General features: G+C 36.6%; 23 protein-coding genes. 5 read left to right on the forward strand and 18 right to left on the reverse strand.

Annotation, left to right across the window (positions count from 1 at the left end):
* Positions 1 to 226 precede the first annotated feature (226 nt).
* Positions 227 to 637 (reverse strand): RDD family protein, encoded by a 411-nt coding sequence (locus tag AC4D4B_RS08785; protein WP_490999692.1) that lies wholly within the window; start codon positions 635 to 637, stop codon positions 227 to 229.
* Between the two features lie 430 nt (positions 638 to 1,067).
* On the opposite strand from AC4D4B_RS08785, the gene AC4D4B_RS08790 reads away from it, so the two are divergent.
* Positions 1,068 to 1,643: a hypothetical protein gene (locus AC4D4B_RS08790; protein ID WP_490999693.1), complete on the forward strand. Its 576-nt coding sequence runs from the start codon at positions 1,068 to 1,070 to the stop codon at positions 1,641 to 1,643.
* Between the two features lie 141 nt (positions 1,644 to 1,784).
* Here the strand turns inward: AC4D4B_RS08790 and AC4D4B_RS08795 are convergent, their stop codons facing one another.
* On the reverse strand, positions 1,785 to 3,434 hold the full coding sequence (locus tag AC4D4B_RS08795) for a catalase (protein WP_066101268.1): 1,650 nt from the start codon (positions 3,432 to 3,434) through the stop codon (positions 1,785 to 1,787).
* A gap of 557 nt (positions 3,435 to 3,991) precedes the next feature.
* Positions 3,992 to 4,531: a PadR family transcriptional regulator gene (locus AC4D4B_RS08800; RefSeq protein WP_490999694.1), complete on the reverse strand. Its 540-nt coding sequence runs from the start codon at positions 4,529 to 4,531 to the stop codon at positions 3,992 to 3,994.
* A 325-nt stretch (positions 4,532 to 4,856) separates the two neighbouring features.
* On the opposite strand from AC4D4B_RS08800, the gene AC4D4B_RS08805 reads away from it, so the two are divergent.
* On the forward strand, positions 4,857 to 6,398 hold the full coding sequence (locus tag AC4D4B_RS08805; protein WP_490999695.1) for a multicopper oxidase family protein: 1,542 nt from the start codon (positions 4,857 to 4,859) through the stop codon (positions 6,396 to 6,398).
* A gap of 93 nt (positions 6,399 to 6,491) precedes the next feature.
* Here the strand turns inward: AC4D4B_RS08805 and sdaAA are convergent, their stop codons facing one another.
* The 8 genes from sdaAA to AC4D4B_RS08845 form a co-directional block, all read right to left on the reverse strand.
* On the reverse strand, positions 6,492 to 7,397 hold the full coding sequence (sdaAA, locus tag AC4D4B_RS08810; protein ID WP_490995373.1) for an L-serine ammonia-lyase, iron-sulfur-dependent, subunit alpha: 906 nt from the start codon (positions 7,395 to 7,397) through the stop codon (positions 6,492 to 6,494).
* A gap of 33 nt (positions 7,398 to 7,430) precedes the next feature.
* On the reverse strand, positions 7,431 to 8,090 hold the full coding sequence (sdaAB, locus tag AC4D4B_RS08815) for an L-serine ammonia-lyase, iron-sulfur-dependent subunit beta (RefSeq protein WP_490995374.1): 660 nt from the start codon (positions 8,088 to 8,090) through the stop codon (positions 7,431 to 7,433).
* A gap of 138 nt (positions 8,091 to 8,228) precedes the next feature.
* Positions 8,229 to 8,900 (reverse strand): helix-turn-helix transcriptional regulator, encoded by a 672-nt coding sequence (locus AC4D4B_RS08820; protein ID WP_490999696.1) that lies wholly within the window; start codon positions 8,898 to 8,900, stop codon positions 8,229 to 8,231.
* Between the two features lie 323 nt (positions 8,901 to 9,223).
* The gene (locus AC4D4B_RS08825) at positions 9,224 to 10,213 is read right to left on the reverse strand and encodes a ring-cleaving dioxygenase (RefSeq protein ID WP_490999697.1); all 990 of its coding nucleotides are present in this window, start codon (positions 10,211 to 10,213) and stop codon (positions 9,224 to 9,226) included.
* Positions 10,214 to 10,346: 133 nt separating this feature from the next.
* Entirely contained in the window at positions 10,347 to 10,874 is a 528-nt protein-coding gene (locus AC4D4B_RS08830) for a YceI family protein (protein WP_490999698.1), read from the reverse strand.
* A 256-nt stretch (positions 10,875 to 11,130) separates the two neighbouring features.
* Positions 11,131 to 11,385 (reverse strand): DUF3953 domain-containing protein, encoded by a 255-nt coding sequence (locus AC4D4B_RS08835; protein WP_490999699.1) that lies wholly within the window; start codon positions 11,383 to 11,385, stop codon positions 11,131 to 11,133.
* A gap of 108 nt (positions 11,386 to 11,493) precedes the next feature.
* Positions 11,494 to 12,354, reverse strand: a complete 861-nt coding sequence (locus AC4D4B_RS08840) for an alpha/beta fold hydrolase (protein ID WP_490999700.1) — start codon at positions 12,352 to 12,354, stop codon at positions 11,494 to 11,496.
* 107 nt (positions 12,355 to 12,461) lie between these two features.
* The gene (locus AC4D4B_RS08845) at positions 12,462 to 12,647 is read right to left on the reverse strand and encodes a hypothetical protein (RefSeq protein ID WP_490999701.1); all 186 of its coding nucleotides are present in this window, start codon (positions 12,645 to 12,647) and stop codon (positions 12,462 to 12,464) included.
* A gap of 1,074 nt (positions 12,648 to 13,721) precedes the next feature.
* Here AC4D4B_RS08845 and AC4D4B_RS08850 point away from each other — a divergent pair.
* Positions 13,722 to 15,107 carry a DHA2 family efflux MFS transporter permease subunit gene (locus AC4D4B_RS08850; protein WP_490995380.1) on the forward strand — a complete coding sequence of 462 codons (1,386 nt, stop codon included), beginning with the start codon at positions 13,722 to 13,724 and terminating at the stop codon, positions 15,105 to 15,107.
* Positions 15,108 to 15,207: 100 nt separating this feature from the next.
* Here AC4D4B_RS08850 and AC4D4B_RS08855 read toward each other — a convergent pair whose 3' ends face one another.
* Positions 15,208 to 15,663, reverse strand: a complete 456-nt coding sequence (locus tag AC4D4B_RS08855; RefSeq protein WP_490999702.1) for a GNAT family N-acetyltransferase — start codon at positions 15,661 to 15,663, stop codon at positions 15,208 to 15,210.
* Positions 15,664 to 15,849: 186 nt separating this feature from the next.
* Entirely contained in the window at positions 15,850 to 16,239 is a 390-nt protein-coding gene (locus AC4D4B_RS08860) for a PepSY domain-containing protein (protein WP_490999703.1), read from the reverse strand.
* Positions 16,240 to 16,557: 318 nt separating this feature from the next.
* Here AC4D4B_RS08860 and AC4D4B_RS08865 point away from each other — a divergent pair, with 318 nt between their 5' ends.
* Together AC4D4B_RS08865 and AC4D4B_RS08870 are read left to right on the forward strand one after the other, a co-directional pair.
* Entirely contained in the window at positions 16,558 to 17,232 is a 675-nt protein-coding gene (locus tag AC4D4B_RS08865) for a response regulator transcription factor (RefSeq protein WP_490995383.1), read from the forward strand.
* The gene (locus AC4D4B_RS08870) at positions 17,229 to 18,590 is read left to right on the forward strand and encodes a sensor histidine kinase (RefSeq protein WP_490999704.1); all 1,362 of its coding nucleotides are present in this window, start codon (positions 17,229 to 17,231) and stop codon (positions 18,588 to 18,590) included. Before AC4D4B_RS08865 ends, AC4D4B_RS08870 begins: the two co-directional genes overlap by 4 nt.
* A gap of 108 nt (positions 18,591 to 18,698) precedes the next feature.
* On the opposite strand, the gene AC4D4B_RS08875 is transcribed toward AC4D4B_RS08870, so the two are convergent.
* The 5 genes from AC4D4B_RS08875 to speE all read right to left on the reverse strand — a co-directional run bounded on the left by AC4D4B_RS08875 (position 18,699) and on the right by speE (position 23,599).
* Positions 18,699 to 19,295, reverse strand: a complete 597-nt coding sequence (locus AC4D4B_RS08875; RefSeq protein WP_490999705.1) for a YdhK family protein — start codon at positions 19,293 to 19,295, stop codon at positions 18,699 to 18,701.
* Between the two features lie 529 nt (positions 19,296 to 19,824).
* Positions 19,825 to 20,145 carry a hypothetical protein gene (locus AC4D4B_RS08880; RefSeq protein ID WP_490999706.1) on the reverse strand — a complete coding sequence of 107 codons (321 nt, stop codon included), beginning with the start codon at positions 20,143 to 20,145 and terminating at the stop codon, positions 19,825 to 19,827.
* Between the two features lie 191 nt (positions 20,146 to 20,336).
* A complete protein-coding gene (gene nspC / locus AC4D4B_RS08885; RefSeq protein ID WP_490995387.1) occupies positions 20,337 to 21,464 on the reverse strand; it encodes a carboxynorspermidine decarboxylase in 1,128 nt (375 codons plus the stop codon).
* A 1-nt stretch (position 21,465) separates the two neighbouring features.
* Positions 21,466 to 22,665, reverse strand: coding sequence for a saccharopine dehydrogenase family protein (locus AC4D4B_RS08890; protein WP_490995388.1), 1,200 nt, complete (start codon positions 22,663 to 22,665; stop codon positions 21,466 to 21,468).
* A gap of 73 nt (positions 22,666 to 22,738) precedes the next feature.
* Positions 22,739 to 23,599, reverse strand: coding sequence for a polyamine aminopropyltransferase (gene speE / locus AC4D4B_RS08895; RefSeq protein ID WP_490999707.1), 861 nt, complete (start codon positions 23,597 to 23,599; stop codon positions 22,739 to 22,741).
* Positions 23,600 to 23,601: the final 2 nt, after the last annotated feature.

A 23,601-nucleotide genomic window follows, 5' to 3' on the forward strand; every position in this document is an offset into this window, starting at 1 on the left:
TGTAATTGCTAACATTTATAGTCATTTAAAAAATGAAAGAGCCCTCACAAGGTTTGGCAAGCCAGCAAATACCAACAATTGATTTACAATATTTCTCTCAGATTGTATAGGGACCATATACAAAAACCAATGATCAGTACCTCCATTTCACTTAAAAGCTTTTGCCTAATTTTAAAAGGAGCCCCTTTGGACTCCTTCTTTTAATTCAAATTATTTTGCAAGATGATTAGCCATTCTTAACAATACAAGTACCAGCCATCAAATCATGAACGGCTCTTTTATCTTTTCTGAATGCAACCATAAATACACTTATGATGGCTACTAAACCTAAAGTGACAGCTACCAATATAATCTTCCCAATTATTTCTCGGACGAATACCGTAGCAAACGTTAGCTTCTCTCCATCCATTCTTTGTATCTGGATTGACATTATACGCTTACCAATGACATATCCATCCCATACAAGAGGAAGAATCAAATTATAAATTCCATAGATTGCATTGATAACAATATCTAGCGTCCCATCATCTGCTACTCCAAAAACATAAATAAGAAAGATTGAAAAAGGTATACCCACTATAATTCCATCTAACAAACTAGCTAAAAAACGTATCCAAAAGCCTCCATAACTTTTCATTCCTACATTCTCCTTTTATACACCAATGATAAAAGTTCAAAATAATTGAATTCTAAATATATTATATAATATTATCTATTTTTGTTAAATATCACATATAATGTCCGTTTATTTTCTTAGATTCTATTTATATTTGTTTTTATTGATGTCATAATATTACATATATTAATAAACAAGAGGATATTTGGAATAACGATTTTGCTCTGCTAATAAAAACACATTACTAATCACTAAAAAACCATTCCTTCCTAACCAAAGAAAAAATCTAAAGGAAACGTTTATTTAGGTTAGGTTTTTAGCTTTTTAAAACGCTTGTAGAGATAAAAACCTCAGTAGTTTTAAATTATTACCAAAGTACACGTTCTATATTTCCTATGATTAGTACCCTTGAAAAAGAGGATAAAACGAATTATAAAGGAGTGGAAGGCTAATGAAAAAGGCGATGATTAAAACTGGCCAAGGAAATTCTATTAGTGGCAAGCTGGCTGAGGAGATTACTTATGAAGATCTAGTAAGCTATGGAAAAAGAGCTAAGCAAACATATTTCCATTTTGAGGAAATACCCGATTTTCCTTTTCCGGGAATATCACCTACCCTGTATCCAATCTGGGAAGAAGGTGAAGGAGACGGTTATTTAGTACTCTATGCTGATTATAATTTCCTTCCGCAAGCTGCCCTCTATTTAAGCGTCAATATTGATTATTTAATGGAGGAAATCGAAAAAGTGGCAGAACAAGCTAATAATGATGCTGGTCACCAAATGTTTGAAATCGCTTATGCTGCAGAAGAAGATTATGATTATATGATTTCAACAGGGGTGGCTATAGATCCCGAAGAGGCCAGTAATCTCAATGATTATCTAGAATTTATCAGCCTCACTTATATTTATCCTCTATTTGTATCTTCTTTGCGTTTTGCTGCATTAAGACATCAGGAAGACTTGAAGCAATTGATTGAAGATATGAACGAAATCATGTATGAAGATTCTGAAAACCAAAGTTCCTAATTATCATATTGGGAAGGCGATTTAATAAAGGGAATCCTCTCTTTCTATCATTTATCTCTAACTACTTCTATTGCTTCAATAACAAATCGTCATTAAAAAACTGCCAGTCAAATTGACTGGCAGTTTCTTTTAGTCCATCTATTAATATGGATCAGCCTCATGGCTTTTCTTCACAGCATCTTTTGTTGCTTCCATTGCTGCTGCCGTACCTTGACCGAATCTGGATTTACCTGCTTCACGGCCTGGTACTGCAGATTCTTCCTTCATTTCTGCTAATTCTTTCATTTTCATTTCGATGCCTTCTCTTACACGGCGTCCATATTCTTCATCTGCTTGAGTGAAGTATTCCACCATGGCATCTTGAATACGTTTATCACAAATTGCAAGAGCATTGGATAGGTTGTTAATTAACTCATCACGTTCCCAATCCTCAAAGCTGCGATATGTTTCACCTGCTTGACCAAAGTTGTTAGGACGGTCAATTGGTTCACTCATGACTGCAGCATTGTATGTTGGACGGTGTTGCGGACGTTCTTCTTTACTTGCTTCCTGGAATCCGCCAACCATAGATGGCTCATAGTTAATATGCGGATTATCTCCGGATTCTTTTGGATCGCGAACATCCATTTGGCCGCGATGCTGATTAGTGCGAACTGGCACTTTTGGTGCATTCACTGGCAATTTAAGATAGTTCGGTCCTACACGATAACGTTGTGTATCAGAGTAGGAGAATGTACGTCCTTGCAGCATTTTATCGTCTGAGAAATCCATACCATCAACAAGAACTCCAGTACCGAAGGCAGCTTGTTCAATTTCAGCATGATAATCGACCGGATTACGATCTAATACCATTTTACCAACTGGCAACCATGGGAATTTGTCCTCTGGCCATAGTTTAGTATCATCAAGAGGATCAAAATCAAGTTCAGGATGATAATCATCCTCCATAATTTGTACATATAACTCCCATTCAGGGTATTCTCCACGTTCAATCGCTTCATATAAATCCTGTGTTGCATGGGCAGTTGTTTTAGCCTGGATAGAATCTGCATCTTCTTGTGTCAAGTTACGAATTCCTTGTTTTGGCTCCCAGTGATATTTAACCAACACTGCTTCGCCTTTATCATTTACCCATTTATACGTATTTACACCAGATCCCTGCATGTGGCGGTATGTTGCTGGAATACCCCATGGAGAGAATAGGAATGTAATCATATGTGTTGCTTCAGGTGTGCGGGAAACAAAATCAAACATCCTTCTAGGATCTGCCACGTTTGAAGCTGGATCCACTTTAAATGCATGAATCATATCAGGGAATTTCATTGCATCACGGATAAAGAAAATTTTAAGGTTGTTCCCAACCAAATCCCAGTTACCGTCTTCTGTATACATTTTAACAGCAAATCCACGTGGATCACGTGCTGTTTCAGATGAATCTTTTGCACCTGCCACTGTAGAGAAACGAACCATTAATGGAGTACGTTTTCCAGCACCGGAAAATACTTTTGCACGAGTATATTTTTCTACTGGCTCATCGCCAACTTTTCCATATGTTTCGAAATATCCAAATGCTCCTGCACCACGAGCATGAACGACACGCTCAGGTACTTCCTCACGGTCAAAGTGGGAAATCTTTTCAATAAAGTGATAGTTCTCAAGTGTTGCAGGTCCACGATTTCCGACTGTGCGGATATTTTGGTTATCCGTTACTGGATGGCCCTGACGAGTTGTCAAAGTCTCGCGTTTCATTTCTTCTTTCTTTGAACCATTATGATCTTTGTTCTCTGCCATACTGAAAACCTCCTCTTTTAATAGCTCTCCTTATAACCCCTGTATGATGAATATACAGTATTAAGGAGTACCATCTTTGGAATTAATTTCAATCTATAATAATTATAAACAACTTCTATTATTACTATAAATTACAGGTTAAAAAGATTGCAAATGATATGGTATTTCTAAGTTTTAAACCTCTTTTTTCAAAAAAAATACATGAAATTTATCCTATATTTCTACCAGAATTTTTAAAAACAGCAGTTATCTAATGTTGTATGGTGAATGATAATTCTGTGAAGTAGATAAAAGAACCATAAATATATGTACCTTTATAAATGAGAAAATCTTTGTGCCCAATTTTAGTAGAAATAAAATATAGGAGTTTATTGGTGAGAAGCTGACCAATCTATATTTCATTTTTACAGAACACCTCTCCTTCTAGATAGGTATCGCCAACACTTTAATAGGCAGCATATAAAAGGCACCACAATTGTTAGTAGACTCTAACATTTGTGGCGCCTTAAACTCTCCAAATATTTTGTGATTTTCAAAAAAATTATAGTCCTGTTAATTTATATTTTTCCCTGTTTGATATGTTTGATTAACTCTTCCAACCAGTAAATAGTATGATCTACTCTAGCAGTCACATACTCCCCTATAAACTCTACAAGGTTCTTGTTTTCTTCGTCTACTTCAACCTTTTTTTCAAAATTTTTGATATGCATCCAATGAGTACGGATATGCTCTGATTTCTTGTTGAGAATAGCTAGAACCCGATCACGATCGACATACCTGATATTGGCTATACCTACTATCATATCACTGATATCCTCAGCATTTTCTAACAGTTTGTATATTTTCTTAGGAAGCTCTTCACGTCCCTTATCTGTAATCGCAAAAACTTGTTTATCCGGACGATGTTCCTCTTTTATAATTTCTACTTGTTCAACCAATCCCTGTTTAACCAACGATTCAAAGTGATAGTACAGTTTGCTTTCTGTTAATCCACCTAATTGATCCAATGGAATTGGCTCTGAAAGCTGCTTTTTTAATTTATAAGGATAATTATTATCCTCCATCAGTTTGCTTAATATAAAGATTTGGATAGCCATTTCTAAGCTCCTTCAGCATAATTACCCTTATTTTAGCAAAATTAAGCAGGCATTTCAGCAGTCTTCTCATTTTCGGTTTCATTTATTGCTTCATCATTCTCAACTGGAACTGATTTGTGGAAGGTACTCAAATAAATAGATTCAGGGAACTTCAGCCAGTCTGTTGTTCCCTTTTTTATTGCTAAAAATTTTAAATACTTTTTCTTTAAACGATCCCCGCTCCGCTATTCTCACTAATTTATCTCTCTTTACTGGTCCAAATGACCATTTCAAACCATCCTGTTCATCATAGTCTAATGTATATTGTAAAAAGGAGACCGACAACATGAGTCCAAAACTGGAAAAGTTCGTGGATCCACTCCAAATTATGAAAACCCTGAATCCCCAGGAGACTGGTCGAAACGGAACGTATTATGAAGTAAGAATGCAGGAGTTTAAACAAAAGCTACACCGAGATTTACCGCCAACTCGCTTATGGGGTTATAATAGCCAATATCCCGGCCCTACTATAGAAGCCAAGCAGGGAGAGGTTGTAAAGGTTAAATGGAAGAATAATCTTCCCGACAAGCACTTTCTTCCTGTTGATAAAACATTCCATCATTTAGAACATATGCCGGAGGTTCGAACAGTTACACATTTACATGGCAGCGAAACCCGCCCCGATAGTGATGGATACCCGGATGCCTGGTTTACAAATAATTTCAAGGAAGTTGGCGAAGCTTTCACAAGGAAAGTATATGAATATCCAAACAATCAGCGTGGAGCTACCCTCTGGTATCATGACCACGCCATGGGCATTACCAGATTGAATGTATATGCCGGTCTTGCCGGGATGTATATTATTCGAGATGAACAAGAAAAATCGTTGAAACTTCCTAGCGGTTCCTTTGAAATTCCCCTATTGATACAGGACCGGACATTCAATGAAGATGGCTCTTTATTTTACCCAAGCCAGCCGAATAATCCTGCCGAAGGTTCACCAAATCCTTCCATCAGACCATTCTTTCTTGGAGACACTATTCTTGTAAATGGGAAAGTATGGCCGTTTTTAGAAGTGGAGCCACGTAAATATCGTTTCCGTATTTTGAATGGTTCGAATACACGAGCTTACCAAATGGAACTTGATTCCGGACAATCTTTTTATCAAATTGGATCTGATGGCGGTTTATTACCAAAAACAGTAATGATGGATAGCATTCTTATTGAACCTGCAGAAAGAATGGATGTCATCATCGATTTCAGCCAATATGAAGGCAAAACCATCACACTAAAAAATAATCTTGGACCTAATGCAGACCCAGCTGATCAAACAGGCGATATCCTTCAATTCAGGGTAAATCAGCCACTTTCCAGCCAGGACAAAAGCCGTATTCCTACCAGATTATCTTATATACCCTCTTTAAAACACAGCAACATTTCAGCCATTCGCAACCTCAAATTGGTAAGTACCACCGACCAATACAGCCGTACTCTGCTTTTACTCGATAATAAAATGTGGATGGATCCAGTGACAGAAAAACCACGCTTAGATACGACTGAAATTTGGAGTTTAATGAATCTAACCAACGTTACTCATCCGATTCATATTCATTTAATTCAATTTCAAATACTTGATCGCCGACCATTTGATTTGGAGCGTTATAACAAGGACCGAACCATTATCTTTACTGGACCTGCACAGCCTCCAAAGCCAAATGAATACGGTTGGAAAGACACAGTAGCTGTCCCTCCTGGAGAGATTACTCGCTTGATCATGCGTTTCTCCCCATACAGCGGCTTGTATGTTTGGCATTGTCATGTACTAGAACATGAAGATTATGACATGATGAGACCTTACATGATTATTGATCCATATAAAGAGGATTAATGAATTCCATCGCATTCAATTTCAGAATCACTATCCCAAACAATTAAAAAGCGCCTGCCTGCATCTTAACCTGATGCGGACAGGCGCTTCTCATTATTTTGCCAACAAGTAATCTACTAATTTAGCTTTTGGTTTTCCGAAGATTTCTTCTTCCAATCTGCGACCTGTTGGAGTGGCTGCAAGTCCACCTTCTGCTGTTTCCCGTAATGCAGATGGCATGGACTTTCCGATTTCATACATCGCACTGATTACTTCATCACATGGGATACGGCTTGTTACACCCGCCAACGCCATGTCAGCTGCTGTTATTGCATTTGAAGCTCCCATCGCATTTCGTTTAACACACGGAACTTCAACGAGCCCAGCAACTGGGTCACATACAAGACCAAGCATATTTTTCATAGTAATTGCAAAAGCTTCTGCGGATTGCTGCGGTGTTCCACCAGCCATCTCGACTATGGCAGCTGCCGCCATGGCACTAGCTGATCCAACTTCTGCCTGGCAACCTCCTGCTGCACCAGAAATGGATGCATTATTCGCTACTACAAAACCAAACGCCGCTGTAGTAAATAAGAATTCAATCATTTCCATTCTAGTCGGATTAAGCTGTTCTTTGACGGCAAATAATGTACCGGGAACAACACCGGCTGAACCTGCTGTCGGTGTGGCACAAATAACTCCCATTGCCGCATTTACTTCATTGGTTGCCACTGCTTTGCTGACAGCATCCAATAAAAGTTTACCAGATAGAGATTTACCTGAATTAATATAGTTTTGTAGTAACACCGCATCTCCTCCGGTTAATCCAGAATGAGATTTAACACCGTTAAGACCTCTCTCTACCGCCCGTTCCATAACTGCGAGGTTCTCATCCATTTGAGCAATAATATCTTCTCTTGATCGCTCGGACACTTCCATTTCCTGCCTAATCATAATTTCGGAAATTTTAACATTATTGGATTGCGCCAGCTGTACAAGCTCGGCCACATTTCGAAACATATTCTTTCCTCCTCTTGCTGTCAATATTTAATTTTACATACGGATTACATGGTTTACGTTTGGCAATGAACTAAGCTCTTCTACGATTCCTTCATCAAGCTTTTGATCCATTTCAATAACCATAATTGCGATGTCTCCGCGTTCTTTACGCGAAACCTCCATATGGCTGATATTAATCTCATTTTCAGCTAATACACTTGTAACCGATGATATCAGCCCAAATTGATCCCTGTGAATAACCAATATAGCTGGCTGCCCACCTGACAGCTTTAATTTAAACGAATTTATTTCAGTTATTTCAATCGTTCCACCACCAATGGAAATGCCGACTAATTCTAACTTTTTATCTCCATCATCAAACAAATTTATTTTAACTGTATTGGGATGTTCAACTACAGCCTCTTCAACCAGAAATTGAACTTCCATTCCTGCCTGTTCCGCGAATTTATATGCATCTGGAATCCGCTCATCAAAGGTATCAAAATCCAGTAGACCAGCAATTAAGGCTAAGTCTGTTCCATGACCTTTATAGGTTTTTGCAAAAGAACCGTATAACGAAATGATTGCTCGCTTTGGTTGTTTGCTAAATATGGTTCTGGCTGCTCTTCCTATTTTGGCAGCTCCTGCTGTATGTGAACTGGATGGGCCAATCATAACCGGACCAATTATATCAAATGCTGATCGATACTTCATTATGTTTTTCTCCTTTTTCAATCTGCTTTTTAGTTAGCTAAATTTTCTTCTGGTAATTTCACAAAGCCCCATCGCTTTTATTCTATTAGAAGCTTAGCTAAATAGTGCAAAACCTTAAGCAACAAGTAATAGATTCCTTTACTTCACCTGATATTCTAATTGGTAATCTATTTGTGTGCGTATTTTTTGCAAATAATTATAGATTGTAAACTTCGAGACTCCTAAAACGGATGCTAAGTAGTCTGTTGAACCTTTAATAAGGAAAGCACCTTTTTCCTGCAATAATCTTACACATTCTATTTTCTCTTCCAGACTCAGCATGGATGGCGCTTTCTTAAAGCCGGATAAAACTTGATCAACCATATCTTGAATGACTTCCTGTACGGTCGAATAAAAGTTTTCAGATTTCTCTTCAGTTTCAGTGAAAGAAATGAAATCCTGAATTTCTGCCTCGTATTGAATCATCATTGAAATATCATAATTAATGCAAATAGCCCCAATAACATGATTTTCTAAATCCCGTAGAAAAATGGTCGATGATTTCATTGTGATTCCATTTATCAGTCTGGTTTTATAGTTTGGAATATCCTCTATGTCAGATACAGGTTTAGTCAATTCATTTAATACTAGATCCGTACATGGACTGCCTATTTCTCTTCCAGTAACATTTCCTGCTAAATAGACAACTGATTTTTTTAAATCTGCAAAATCATGTACCGCCACTTCACAGCGCGGCCCAAACATTTTAACGAGCATATCTGCTGTGCGCATTGCCATATTAAAAATTGGTGCATTCGGATCTACCGCCATACTCTCACCCCTAAACGCAAACGGTTTCAAATTATTCTAAAATAAATAAAATTTAATCAAAATGGCTTTATTTGTTAACTCAGATATCATAACATGAATTTGGTATAATTTAAATAAAATTGTAATAGTTACAAAAATATTGTAACAATTTTTAAATAATCTAATTTACTTAAATAGAAAACTGGATTTACTATTACAAATAAAAGGGCTAATCGAAAATTTCGATTAGCCCTGAGTTAGTTTCTTATACAATAAATATCCTTGAGGATTTTCACCTCGCTTAGTTGTTTATAATGTATGGCTGATTATGCTGTTCTTACTCTTTACAAGTATTCTTTTTCAAACGTTAAGGTACTGCGAACCGTATCAATGGATCGAACTATACTTTCAATTTGTTCTCGTTTTTCTTCTAAAAATGGCGGCAAGGATAATTTTTCTCCAAGAGTTTCGTATGGTTCATCCTCCATAAATCCAGGACCGTCCGTTGCAAATTCAAATAAAATATGCGGTGCCACTCTTGCATAGAGTGAACCAAAATAATAACGTTCTACATAGCCAGAATTGGGTATATTAAATGCCTGCAAACGTACTTGCCAATCCTTCAGCTCTGAACGGTCATTCACGCGAAATGCCACATGGTGAACTGTACCGAAGCCTTGTTGTGCCTGTGGAAGAGTTGTATTGTGTTCTACAATAACCTGTGCTCCATTGCCTCCTTCGCCCATTTCAAACAAATTATAAGATTCATGGCTGTCTAGCTCTCTAAACAACAAAACCTCTTCCATTAGTTTTTTTAAATAATCGAAATTAGAGGTACGAATAAATATTGGACCCAATCCTGTAATAGCGTATTCCAATGGGACAGGACCCTTTTGCCAAGGCGTTCCGGTAGCTACTCCATCATTATTCTGATCAGAAATTAGTTGATATGACTGATCATCAAAATCAGTAAAAGACACTGTTTTTTTACCGAACCATTCTTGAATTTCTGTATGTTTAACATTGTATTTATCAAACCGTTTAATCCAATAATCTAGAGCTCCATCACTTGGAACACGGAAAGATGTTTTCGAAATTTCATTGTTTCCATGGATTCCTCTTGGGATACCAGGGAAATCAAAGAAGGTCATATCTGTACCCGGGGAGCCGACATCATCTGAAAAAAATAAATGATACGTTTTAATATCATCCTGGTTGACGGTTTTCTTCACCAGACGTACACCAAGAACTTCTGTAAAGAATTCATAAATTTTTTCTGCACTGCTCGTAATGGCAGTTACGTGATGCAATCCTCTTAATTCATGCACTATCATACCTATACCCCCATTAACTATTTATCTCGAATTCGAGATATCAGGTAAAAAGAAGAGGAGATTCACTCTTAAATTACCCACTTTAGAAGACATCATCATTCTTTCTTCTTTCCCTTTAGAAGAACACTTAAACTTATGCTGCCGGGTTAATCTCTAACTCTATTTCTATTTTAATATCTTTACCAATTAAAACGCCGCCCGTTTCAAGTGCTGCATTATAAGTAAGACCAAAATCTTCTCGGTTAATCTTCGCGTCCCCTTCAAAACCGTATACTTCAACTCCCCAAGGATTTTTCCCTTTTCCGCCAAATTCAACATCGAATGTAACTGACTTTGTTACATCCTTAATAGTCAGATCACCAGTTACTTTATAGTCATCCCCAGCTCTTGTAATGCTTGTAGATTTAAATTCGATTGTCGGATATGCTTCCACATCAAAAAATTCAGCAGATTTCAAGTGTGTATCACGATCCTCTGAAAAAGTGTTAATACTTGCTGGATCAAATTGAAATGCAATTTGAGCTGTTGTCAAATCTGTCAAATCCGTGGCTTCAATATCTGCTGTATACGAATCAAATTTTCCTTTTACCTTTGATACCATCATATGTTTCACTGCAAAGCCAATTGTTGAATGAGACTGGTCAACTATATATTTCGCCATTTTTATTCCTCCAATATATTTTTATTTTGAATTCGAGATTTTAATTCGAATACATTTATCTTGAATTCAAAATTCTTTAATTAAGGATAAATTTAACACGAGTACATTTTCTTGTCAATTTATTTTAGGGGTTTTTACTAATTCGGATATGGATCAGTTTATGACAGATCTCTAAACAATATGATTACTCACAATATAATCTGAAATGTAAGAAGTGAACACATATTGATCATAAATCTGAAAGCTCCAAAAAGTACTACTGCAGTACCTCAGATTGTTGATTCAATATAAAACCTTCAATAGCTACATACATAGCAAATAAAAAACCACCTACCCCCACCCAACTAATCAGTTTTCGTCCTTTTTGATATTCTTCTAATCCAATGATTAACATCATTAACCCTAAGAAGAAAATCATAAATGGTTGGTACGCAAAGCTTCTTGTAATAAATCCGTATAATACAAATATTAAAACTAACGTTGAAAAAACATAACGCAAAGTTTTCAGCATGATTCCATACTCCTTATGTCCTAGTAACAACCTATTACTATAGCTTTTCGACTCCTAATGCCGTTAATCCTTTTTTTATTCTATACAGTTTTTAAAGATGTACTTTATTTAATCAGAAAGCAGAACCTTTTCGTTTATAAATACATGATATTCCTTATTAAATTTTTGAGCTTCCTCTAGGAATGGATAGTGATTACTTTCTTCCATAATAACTAATTTTGAATTTGGTATAGAGTCCCTAAGTTCCATAGAATACATGATTGGACATTGTACGTCATATCTTCCACAAATTATTAACGTCGGAGTATGTATGAATGCCAATTTTCTCGTAACATCATAAACTTGAACTTCTCTATTAAAATAGTTCATTCTACTTGCAGATATCCCTTTGTAAATAGTTTGTGAAAAATATTTACTATAATTTTCAGATACAAGTAAGGATAGTTTTGTCCTTTCTATTTTAAGTTTATTTCTCTCACCTGATGGAATATCCTTACGCTTTAAGAATTCGTTTAATTCCTGCATCCTCTTAAAGCTAGGATGCTTGGGATTATAAATGCAATCCTCAGAAAACGTCATATACTCTCTCGCTGCTGCACCAACGATTATAGTAAAGGCAAGATGTTCTGAATAGTAAATCCCATAAATAATCCCTAACATACCTCCTGTTGAATGCCCTGCAAACCCCCACTTAGAAAATCCTAATTCTTCACGAATGGCCTCTAAATCAAATATCGTTTCCAACATACTTAGCTGATAAGGCTCATAAGCTTTCTCTGAATTACCAGCTTCTCTTAAGTTTATTAGAAATACTTTATTTGTTTTAGTAAAGGCCTCGGCAAAGTAATCCCCTGTATCATTAAACTCTGAGTAATGATGAGTAACACAAAGTGGAAACCCTTCACCTTTAACAAAAATCTCAAAATCACCTCGAGATGTTTCAATTATTCTTGTTTCCCATTGAGCCATTCGGTCATTACATCCCCTTTTTTACAATTCGCTTATTTATGTATACCTTTCTTAAAACGTTGAACGAATACTATCTGTATCTATTTGCGTTAATGCATGCAATACACCTAATATCTTTGACCTGACAAACCTAGTTTTTTCGAGAATATAATCGGTACATGAACACTGGCTATACCCTCATCAGCCAATTGAATAAGAGCAACTTCTCTCATCTCGCCTACTATGGTTTGATGGCTATTCAGACAATAGTGAAATGCTTCAGTTAACTTATCTGTCGACACTTTATTTGCCAAAGTACAATGAGGGATCCACTGGTCAGGTAAGTAGAATTATCTATTTGGAAATATCCTCATTATCACTACAATTTCAAATATTTTACATCTTAAATAATAATGTATCACAGGATGATTTTATTTAATATTTTCTTGGTGGTCAGTATTGAAATAGGTATTCAAAGGATAATAAATTGGGAACTGCCTATCAATGAATATTTTTCAATAGTTTAATTTAGATAGAATAAACTTCCCCCTGTATGAAACCATCACTACTAACCAGTTAATCTAGCCATCGCTTTTTATTATTTTGAAATAATATTATTCAGTATATGAATTACCTAAAAATACAATCCACTTCCTAATTTAGTGCGTGTTTACCCTGCTATACATGTAAGAGGATACATTTCAAATAGATTTATATACTGATTCATCCTTGGTATAGAAAGGTTTCTTTTTTACCCTCATGCATAACACTCCTAATCCATAAAAAGATCAATTATAAAAAATATTGTCACAAAAAAAACAAATTACTTACACAAGAAGAAATATTTTGTTATAGTGAAAAACAGACTGACTGGTTAGTATGGTGGAGGTGTACTAACAGGAGGGATACAAAACTGCTGATTATTTCGAATGCAATGGACTATCCCGCCAAAAGGATATACAGGTGTTGGATCCTACGAAATATAGAAAAAGTTTCGTTCTCTCACCATTTGAAAGAAGTATGATTCTACTTGCGAATACTGGATTTATCTCAAATTATCAATAATTAATGCCCAAGTGGAGTGATTAACAACGAATCAATGACTAAAAAACATAGAGACAATGACTTGCTTTACAGTTAGCAAATATAGGTGAGTGAAGATTCACCCTAATATAGTTTAAGTATGTATGTTTGTAAGAGTCTGATTTTAATTGAGAAAATTTTATAATCAAAGGTTTTATCGAATCTTTTTTCGGAAGATTCTGGATTCTCCTGTTTCTTTAGTGATGAGGCTTCCAATGAAGGGGGATTTTTGCTCTACAAATGCGTTTCTCTCTGAGAGCAATCTCGAAATTACGAATAATTTATTTTTAGAGGAGTTATAACAAGTGAATAAACAAATCAAAACGGGACCGATAATGGCTGCCCTCTTGGTAGCAGGATTTGTCGGACTTTTTAGTGAAACAGCTTTAAATATAGCATTAGGAGAATTAAGCCAGATTTTTAGTGTGGATGCAACAACCATTCAGTGGTTGGCAACAGGCTACTTTTTAACACTTGGTATTTTAGTACCAGTTACAGGTATTCTAATGCAAAAATTCACAACACGCCAAATGTTCATGGCGTCTTTATTTTTCTCCCTTATCGGAACAGTTTTAGCTGCATTGGCACCGGTATTTAGCGTGCTTCTAACAGCCCGTGTCATACAAGCAGCAGGATTAGCTATTATTCTACCGTTAACACAAAGTGTTATTTTCACTATATTCGCTCCAAATAAACGTGGAGCGGCCATGGGAACAATGGGATTAGTTATTTTAGCAGGCCCTGCTTTTGGACCAACGCTAGCCGGTATGATTTTAGACACCTTATCTTGGAATTGGATTTTCTGGTTTACGATTCCATTCTTATTATTTTCTTTAATCTTTGGCTATAAATTTATTCCGAACGTCAACGAAATTCGCAATGTATCCATTGATATTTTATCCGTCGTATTATCGACAATTGGTTTTGGCGGTGTTGTATACGGTGTGAGTGTCGGCGGAGATCTTGGTTGGACAAGTTCAACCGTATTAGGGAGCATCATTGTTGGCTTAATTGCACTGGTATTCTTCTGCATCCGTCAAACTAAGATGGAACACCCAATGTTAAACATGAAAGCATTTAAGTATCCAATGTTCGTATTAGGTCTTGTAATGAATATTATTACCTTCCTTAACATGCTATCCATGCTTGTTGTTTTACCGATGTATATGCAAATGGCCCTTATCGTTTCAGCATTTGTAACAGGCTTAATGATGCTTCCCGGCAGTTTAATCAACTGTGTACTTGCACCGTTAATTGGTAAATTATTCGACAAATACGGACCGCGTGCCGTAATTACTCCAGGTACAATCCTTGTTGTCATTGGATATGGACTGTATGCATCGTATGGAACAGATACTGCTCTTTGGATAATGGTATTGACACATATTGTGATGATGTTAGGTGTTGGTATGGTCTTAGCTTCCGTACAAACAAACACACTAAACGCATTGCCTAGACAATATTATCCAGATGGTATTGCCATTACACAAACGTCTCAGCAAGTAGCCGGAGCTATTGGTATTGCGGTAATGGTATCTCTATTCTCTATGAAACAAGCTGATTACTTATCCGGTGCAGCCAATGATTTAACAACTGCTGCAGCTACTGGTTCATCATTTGTATTTAAGATCAGTTTAATTTTAGCTATCATAAATGTCGTTCTTTCATTCTTCTTGAAAAAAACACAGTAAACTGGAATGATTCAGAGAAACGGGACCAAATAGAATCAACTAAATAAAGCTAACACCCTAAATCCTCTGTGATTCTAGTTGGTGTTAGCTTTGTTTTTATTTATCTATGCCCCTCTTTTCGGGCTTGTATATATCCATAATAAACGCACGTTCCATTTTGGGATAGGTCTTTGACTTCAAATCCACACTTTTCATAGAAACTGAAATTATCAGCAGACGTATGCGCGAACCAATCTCCATGAGGAAGCTTTTGAACACATAGTTCAACTAATTTTTTACCAATACCCTTTCCACGATATTCAGTTAAAACGGCTAAATCCATTATAGTAGCGACCATTATTTTGTCCGAAATAACCCGAACCATTCCAATCATTCGGTTGGAATCCCATACCGTATAAGCCCAGGTGGAGTTTTCAAATATTAATGAGAATTTTTCTTTCTGCCAATCCGGTGTGTTTCTCGCCCAGCCTGCATCTATAAAAAGAGTTTCTACACTTTCAGCCGGGACTCCTTCTGTCCCCTCCCGGATGACTAAGCCATTAAAATATTGGTACATAGCCTCTCCCCCTGTATCCAAATATCTTTTATATCATAATACCAGAATTTTACTTATTCATTTCAAAAAAAGAGACTCCCAAATAGATAATTCTTTTGGTGGAGTCTCCTGATTTCTAAATCTATTTAATTCAATTAGACCTTTTCTTCCTCTTACGTTGGTTGTATTTACGAAATTTTCATGAATTTAATTTTTATTATCATATTCGGAACGAGAAATATGATCATCGTCAAAATCATCTTCAATCTCTATAGTACCTGTTCTACCTTTTACAGTGATTGTTTTCAAAAGATTTTCTGAAGTTTTAATTTCAACATCGTATACGTATTCAGAACGGGTAATACGCTCATCTTCCAAATCGAATTCTTTTTGAACGCTGATGACTTCTCCATCAATTTGCTCCAAAGCAATTTCTTTAATCTGTGCTTCTGTATAGTTATCGTTCTTATTTGCGTAGTAATAACCCATACCAACATACCCACCTACTATCGCAATTCCTAGGATAACGATTGCAATAAAGCTGCCTATTATTTTCTTTTTATTTTCTACTACCATGTTTTTGTATTTTGTTAGCATGTCTATCTCTCCTTTTTATCGTTTATATTCAATTTCCTTTTCTAGTTAATCTTCAAACTGGTCTAATTGGTCAATAAAATTGATTAAGATTTTTAATTTACGAAGAACATGAGACCATTTGACCAAAACAGGCACTTATTTTCATTCCATTAATTATGTCGACTCCCCTCCTGTCTTTTATTCTTTTCCTTGATCTTGACTTCATCATAATGGGTAAACATTAAAGGAACATTAATAAATAAAGAATGGTTTCTCATCTTTTTTTAATAAACGTGAATTATAGTAAAATATATTAAATAGAAGAAAAGGAGAAAAAACATGCGGATTCTCATAGTCGAAGATGAAAAAGATTTACAAAACGTTCTCGCAAACCGTTTGAAAGTGGAAAATTACAGTGTAGACGCATGTGGAAATGGAGCTGATGCACTCGATTATATTTCCATGGCTTCTTATGATTTGATTGTGTTGGATATTATGATTCCAGAAGTAAATGGGCTGGAAGTTTTGCAGCATATAAGAGATGAAGGAAATCGTACTCCTGTTTTATTATTAACCGCAAAAGATACGATTGAAGATCGAGTCAAAGGACTGGATTTAGGCGCGGATGATTATTTAATTAAACCTTTTGCCTTCGATGAATTACTGGCCAGAATACGGGTGTTAATGCGCCGGCAATCAGGCAACACATCCAACGTTTATGAAATGGGCGATTTAGTAGTGGACTGCAATACCCATAAGGTAACGCGGCAGGGTAAAAATATTGACCTTTCCAGCAAGGAGTTTGCGATTTTGGAATATATGATTCGCAATAAAGATATTGTATTGTCTAGAGATAATATTGAACAGCATGTGTGGAATTATGATTATGAAGGCGGTTCGAATATCGTTGATGTTTATATTCGTTATTTAAGAAAGAAAATAGATAAGGATTTTGAGGTCAAGCTTATCCATACCATTAGAGGATCTGGCTACGTATTGAGGATAGAGTCATGAGAAAACTATCTATTAAAATGAAGATCACGCTTTGGTATACCGGCCTGATTGTAATTATTATGGCAATGGTATTAAGTATTATTTTGGCCTCTTCCGATAAAATTCTTCTGTTAAATATCCAGGACCAACTCGAGGAATCTGTAAAAGAAGGTTTTAGAGATATAGATTACGAAAACGGACATTTAGAGGTAGATCATGATTTTGAGTATTATGATGATGGGGTTACTCTTTTAATTTACGATAAAAACGGTACTTTACTGGAAGGGAATGTTCCATCTGGATTTAACGGGGACACACCAATGAAGAAGGATGGACTTCAAACCATTGAACAGAATGGACAGGAATGGCTATTATATGATCACCCATATAAAAAATTTAATGATGAGATATGGATTCGTGGCGTTTATCAATTAGATCAATTATCGTCTGCCATGAACACTATTTTACTAGTGACGCTAATTGCTTTTCCATTCCTTATTATTGTAGCAGCTGCCGGCGGATATTCTATTACGAAAAGAGCCTTTCGTCCCGTACAAAAAATGATTGATACAGTCAGCGAAATTAACGATGGACAAGATTTATCAAAACGTATTAACCTTAAGGAATCAAATGATGAAATTAATGCTTTGGCACAGACCTTTGATCGAATGTTCGATAGATTGCAATCTTCATTTGAGAATGAAAAACAATTCACTTCTGATGCCTCTCATGAATTAAGAACACCAACTTCTGTCATCATCTCTCAATCTGAATACGCCTTATCTCAAATTAATGATTCAAAAGAAGTAAAGGAATCCCTTGAGGTCATTCTAAAACAATCCAAAAAAATGTCCTCTCTCATTTCGCAATTACTTTTACTGGCCAGAGTCGATCAGCAGAATATGGACCATTTTCTATTTGAAAGGCTTAATATTAGTGAGCTAACAGAAATGGTAGCTGAAGAATTAACCTATATGGCTGATAAAGCTGATATTGAGATAAATACAGACCTAGAGGATAATCTACTCATAAAAGCAGATCAAACGTTAATCATGAGATTACTTATGAACCTGATTACGAATGCGGTTGCCTATGGAAAGCCTGGCGGATATGTAAAGATTAAATTATATCAGCAGGATAATCATGTGATAGGTGAGGTTTCGGACAATGGAATTGGCATTAGTCCAGAGCATATCAATAAAATATGGGATCGTTTTTATCGCATCGATTCTTCTCGGACCTCAACTTCTAACGGCAATACAGGTCTTGGCTTGTCGATTGTAAAATGGATTGTCAGTCTGCACTGCGGAACCATCGATGTATCAAGTGAATTAGATAATGGAAGCACGTTTATGTTTCGTTTACCTATGAAAAGATAAAGCTATTAAAGAGTTTAAATAGAGGATATTATTTTAGGCACCTACCAGTATGATAGGTGCCTTTTAAGGTTTAACAGACTAAACGTTTGGCACGGATAACGCGAGCAATTATTCAACAGGCACCAATTCGTCGTCCGTCACCCATTTGTGATTAGTTACTTTTTCCCCACCTGTTGTTGGTTTGTAATCAATCATATAAACAGTCGTATCTTGAGCTGATTCAATTTTTACAGTAGTACCCTTCATTCCCTCCATATGAGAGGCAGTCGTAATGGCTTCTGCACCAGGCTGCAAAGGTTCCTCTCCACTATCTTTTATTTCTTCATGAATAATCCACTTATGATTTTTCACCCTTTCCCCACCTGTAGCCGGATTGTAAGAAATGCTGTATGCGGTTGTGTCATAAGCTCCAATGATGGTGGCTTCAGCACTTTTCATACCTTCCATATGTCCATCTTTAAGGATTGCATGGCTTCCAACTTTAAAAGTGGGATTTTCAGCCACTTTTAAATCTTCCGGAACCTCACCAGAACCTGAATGGTCCATACCGTCATGATGATCTACTTCTTCATCCTGTGGTTGTGTATCATTATTTAATTCTTTATTATTCTCCTGTGGCTTATTTTCCTCATTAGATTGAGAGCAAGCTCCCAATACTAAAAATAGAGCAGCCACTAAGGAAATGAAACCTGATTTTCTAAACATGTATATCCTCCTTTGATAGTCACAAAAATCTAGTTCCAAAATAACTGGACACTATTCCATTACCCTTTTCACATAGACTTATCCAGTATTTGCTTAATACCCTATTACTTATAATTCGCTCAAAGATTATAAGTTTCGCTCATTTATATTTTAAATAGCACATAGCCTAAAATTTCCGCTCATTACAATAAATATTCGCTCATAAAATCTTTGTTTCGCTCAATAATCTTCATTTTCGCTCATATTCTGATGAGTAAGCTCAATAATTTTGTAATTCGCTCAATCCACTTCGTTTTTCGCTCAATTAATCTATGAATATACGATAATCAAATAAAAAATAGCCTCCGTGGAGACTATGGAACTTCTATTCAACACCTTTAACCTGGGATAGCTATGACATAGGTGTATGATAGGCTTGAGATAGCACCTTGAATACACCTTTGTATCACCTATGTATTAAAATCAAAAATATATTATCTTTTATAAAACCGATTTATTTACTGTCAATCTTGCATTACGTTTAATCATTTCAGCCATTACAAAAGCTCCTAAACAAAATTGCTAATGTAAAATACGCTGTAGCCATTCCGGCATTCACCGATAAATTCTGCACATCATATAAATTATATGCATTAACAGCCTTCTTCTCATTGAAAATTTCTTCATATCCTTGGTCGATCATTTTCTCTTTACTATAGGGACTTTCATACACATATAATTTATACAACCCTGCACCTAAGGAAATAACGGTAATTAATAATGCAATAATCCCAACACTCTTTAAGATAAATGGAAAATTCATTTTACTATTACTTCGTTCCTCAATCATGATAACCTCATTGTTATCCATTTTGCCTCAACCCCTTACTAGTTTTCAGTTTTCTTCATTTAAAGTAATTCTACAAAAGTATTAAAAACACCTTTACATTCAAACATATCCCTCTTTAATCGAATTGTAGAAAACTTATATACGAGTTTCTTCTATATAATATTTTTCTATAGAAGAAAGCCAGATTCACATTGGAATCTGGCTTTTTCAATTCAAGATAGTCTATTTTTAAAATCCATATAATTAAATTTATGCAAAATGCGGCATTCACCATTCTTGTCCTGTACAGCAATTGTCGGCAAGGCCATTCCGTTAAATGTATTGTTTTTAACCATCGAATAAATCGCCATATCCCCAAAAACCAATCGGTCATTACTTTTTAACGGCTGATCGAAAGAATAATCTCCAATAACATCTCCAGTTAAGCAGGTTGGACCGCCTAATCTGTACGTATATGTCTTTTCACCGGGTTCACCACTACCGAGAAGCGGAGGGCGATATGGCATTTCTAGCACATCCGGCATATGGCAGGACGCTGAAGTATCGAGGATCGCAATTTCCACATCATTCTTTAATGTATCTAGAACCGTTGTCACAAGAAATCCGGCATTAAGAGCAATTGCTTCACCCGGTTCAAGATAAACCTCCAAATCATATTTCTTTTGCATACGGGTAATACAGTCCTCCAGCAGGCCGATATTATACCCATCCCTTGTAATATGGTGGCCCCCGCCAAAATTAATCCATTCCATTTGCGGCAGCCATTTCCCAAATTTCTCTTCGACAGCATCCAGGGTTTGTGCCAAGGCATCCGAATCCTGTTCACAGAGCGTATGGAAATGTAATCCCGATACCCCTTCCAGCAAATCTGGACGAAATTCCTCAGCCGTTATCCCAAATCTGGATCCTCTAGTGCATGGATCATAGATTTCATGGCCCTCTTGAGTCGAACATTCTGGATTAATACGGAGGCCTATGCTTTTACCTGCCTGGATTACTTTATCCCCAAATCTCTCAAGCTGTGAAAAGGAATTGAAGATAATATGATCACAAATAGAGATAATTTCATCTATCTCATCCTCACGGTAGGCTGGGGAAAACACATGATTTTCCTTTCCCATCTCCTCATAGCCAAGCTTTGCTTCATACAATCCGCTCGCAGCAGTCCCACTCAAATATTGACCGATTAACGGATACATTGCATGCATAGAAAATGCTTTTTGTGCCAGGATAATTTTACATCCGGTCCGATCCATTACACCCTTTAAAATTCTCAGGTTTTTCTCGAGTAGACCTTCATCTACCACATAAGATGGTGTTGGTAATTGTTCAAAGCGCATCTTAGTCTACTAACTCCGGATCAAAGCTTTCTTGCCAAGGAAGTCCCCATTTATTCAATGCTTCCATAAATGGATCTGGATCAAATTCCTCAATATTGTAAACACCAGGCTTGTTCCAAGTCCCGTTCATAACCATCATCGCACCAATCATTGCTGGAACTCCTGTTGTATAAGCAACGGCCTGTGATCCGACTTCTTTGTAACATGCTTCATGATCACAAACATTGTACACATAATACGTTTTATCTTTCCCATCTTTTTTACCGCGGAAAATACAGCCAATATTCGTTTTTCCTTTTGTACGCGGACCAAGTGAAGAAGGGTCTGGAAGTACTGCTTTTAAAAATTGAAGAGGTATGATTTCTTTCCCTTCAAATACGATTGGCTCAATAGATGTCATCCCGACATTTTCAAGACATTTTAAATGAGTGAGATAACTTTGCCCAAATGTCATAAAGAAACGAATCCGCTTAATGCCAGGAATATTTAACGCAAGGGATTCAATTTCTTCATGATGTAATAGATACATATCTTTGTCACCAATCTCAGGGAAATTGTACGTACGTTTAATTTCCATCGGCTCTGTTTCTACCCATTGGCCATTTTCCCAATAGGACCCGTTTGCTGTTACTTCACGGATATTTATTTCAGGATTAAAGTTTGTTGCAAAAGGATATCCATGGTCACCTGCATTACAGTCCAAGATATCAATGTATTCAATTTCATCAAAATGATGTTTTAAGGCATGGGCTGAGAATACACCTGTAACGCCCGGATCAAATCCGCTACCTAACAGTGCAGTAATACCCGCTTCTTCAAAGCGCTCACGGTAATCCCATTGCCATTTATATTCAAACTTCGCTGTATCTTCAGGCTCATAATTAGCTGTATCCATATAATGAGTTTTAGTTGCAAGACAGGCATCCATAATCGTTAAATCCTGATATGGTAAGGCAAGGTTCATAACTATATCCGGTTTTACTTCTTCTATTAAAGCAATTAGCTCATCCACATTATTCGCATCCACCTGAGCCGTTGTAATTTTTGTCTTACCGCCGTCAAGCTTAGCTTTTAAATCATCACATTTGGACTTAGTACGGCTTGCAATACAAATCTCTTCAAAGACCTCACTGTTTTGTACACATTTGTTTATCGCCACAGAGGCTACTCCGCCACAACCAATAATCAGTGCTTTTCCCATTTTTCATATCTCCAATCTATTATTTATTTATCTAATAAACTTCTTTCTACTTGTTTTAAACACTAGAAGATTTTCATGGAATATCTTCCACATCCTTCAGCAGCTCCTCTACATACGTTGGCAAAGCAAAGGAACCACGGTGTAAATTAGGATTGTAATAGCGTGTTTTAATACCCAACTGTTTCCAAGCCTCTTGATTTAAATCTGAAAGAGGTTGATATTTTTTGGATGCAAATCCAAACAACCAGTGGCCGGATGGGTAGGAAGGGATATGTGCCTGGTATACCCTGCTAATTGGAAAACAGTCGATAATCCGTTGGTGCGCCCTTTGCATCGCTGCCCTGTCTTCTGCATAAAACGGACTCTCATGCTGATTCACCATAATTCCGTCTTCATGTAAGGCCTTGTAGCAATTACCGTAAAATTCTTTCGTAAACAAGCCTTCACCCGGTCCGAATGGGTCGGTTGAATCCACGATGATCAAATCATATTGATTTTCACAGGATCGAACAAATTTCAGCCCATCCTCATAATGAATATGAACCCGTTCGTCATCAAGCTTGGAAGCTGTTAACGGCAAATAATTTTTACAGGCTTCTACTACCTTTTCGTCAATTTCCACCATGTCAATATGTTCAATCTGTTGATAACGGGTTAGCTCACGCACAACACCGCCATCTCCCGCACCAATGACCAAAACCTTCCGAGGATTTGGATGAACAGCCATTGGTACATGGGTAATCATCTCATGATAGATAAACTCATCTTTTTCAGTCATCATCATATAACCATCCAGGGTCAAAAATCTCCCAAACTCGTTCGATTCAAAAATATCAATCCGCTGAAATTCACTCTGTTCACTGTATAAATGTTTGTCCACCTTGATGGAAAGTTTTACTTCTGCCGTGCTACGTTCATGAAACCATAATTCCATGC

The organism is Pradoshia sp. Z6_59, from assembly GCF_058267515.1.

Coding starts and splice junctions, on each gene's coding strand:
- AC4D4B_RS08785 (WP_490999692.1), bottom strand. CDS start 637: ATGAAAAGTTATGGAGGCTTTTGGATACGTTTTTTAGCTAGTTTGTTA.
- AC4D4B_RS08790 (WP_490999693.1), top strand. CDS start 1,068: ATGAAAAAGGCGATGATTAAAACTGGCCAAGGAAATTCTATTAGTGGC.
- AC4D4B_RS08795 (WP_066101268.1), bottom strand. CDS start 3,434: ATGGCAGAGAACAAAGATCATAATGGTTCAAAGAAAGAAGAAATGAAA.
- AC4D4B_RS08800 (WP_490999694.1), bottom strand. CDS start 4,531: ATGGCTATCCAAATCTTTATATTAAGCAAACTGATGGAGGATAATAAT.
- AC4D4B_RS08805 (WP_490999695.1), top strand. CDS start 4,857: ATGAGTCCAAAACTGGAAAAGTTCGTGGATCCACTCCAAATTATGAAA.
- sdaAA (WP_490995373.1), bottom strand. CDS start 7,397: ATGTTTCGAAATGTGGCCGAGCTTGTACAGCTGGCGCAATCCAATAAT.
- sdaAB (WP_490995374.1), bottom strand. CDS start 8,090: ATGAAGTATCGATCAGCATTTGATATAATTGGTCCGGTTATGATTGGC.
- AC4D4B_RS08820 (WP_490999696.1), bottom strand. CDS start 8,900: ATGGCGGTAGATCCGAATGCACCAATTTTTAATATGGCAATGCGCACA.
- AC4D4B_RS08825 (WP_490999697.1), bottom strand. CDS start 10,213: ATGATAGTGCATGAATTAAGAGGATTGCATCACGTAACTGCCATTACG.
- AC4D4B_RS08830 (WP_490999698.1), bottom strand. CDS start 10,874: ATGGCGAAATATATAGTTGACCAGTCTCATTCAACAATTGGCTTTGCA.
- AC4D4B_RS08835 (WP_490999699.1), bottom strand. CDS start 11,385: ATGCTGAAAACTTTGCGTTATGTTTTTTCAACGTTAGTTTTAATATTT.
- AC4D4B_RS08840 (WP_490999700.1), bottom strand. CDS start 12,354: ATGGCTCAATGGGAAACAAGAATAATTGAAACATCTCGAGGTGATTTT.
- AC4D4B_RS08855 (WP_490999702.1), bottom strand. CDS start 15,663: ATGTACCAATATTTTAATGGCTTAGTCATCCGGGAGGGGACAGAAGGA.
- AC4D4B_RS08860 (WP_490999703.1), bottom strand. CDS start 16,239: ATGCTAACAAAATACAAAAACATGGTAGTAGAAAATAAAAAGAAAATA.
- AC4D4B_RS08865 (WP_490995383.1), top strand. CDS start 16,558: ATGCGGATTCTCATAGTCGAAGATGAAAAAGATTTACAAAACGTTCTC.
- AC4D4B_RS08870 (WP_490999704.1), top strand. CDS start 17,229: ATGAGAAAACTATCTATTAAAATGAAGATCACGCTTTGGTATACCGGC.
- AC4D4B_RS08875 (WP_490999705.1), bottom strand. CDS start 19,295: ATGTTTAGAAAATCAGGTTTCATTTCCTTAGTGGCTGCTCTATTTTTA.
- AC4D4B_RS08880 (WP_490999706.1), bottom strand. CDS start 20,145: ATGGATAACAATGAGGTTATCATGATTGAGGAACGAAGTAATAGTAAA.
- nspC (WP_490995387.1), bottom strand. CDS start 21,464: ATGCGCTTTGAACAATTACCAACACCATCTTATGTGGTAGATGAAGGT.
- AC4D4B_RS08890 (WP_490995388.1), bottom strand. CDS start 22,665: ATGGGAAAAGCACTGATTATTGGTTGTGGCGGAGTAGCCTCTGTGGCG.
- speE (WP_490999707.1), bottom strand. CDS start 23,599: ATGGAATTATGGTTTCATGAACGTAGCACGGCAGAAGTAAAACTTTCC.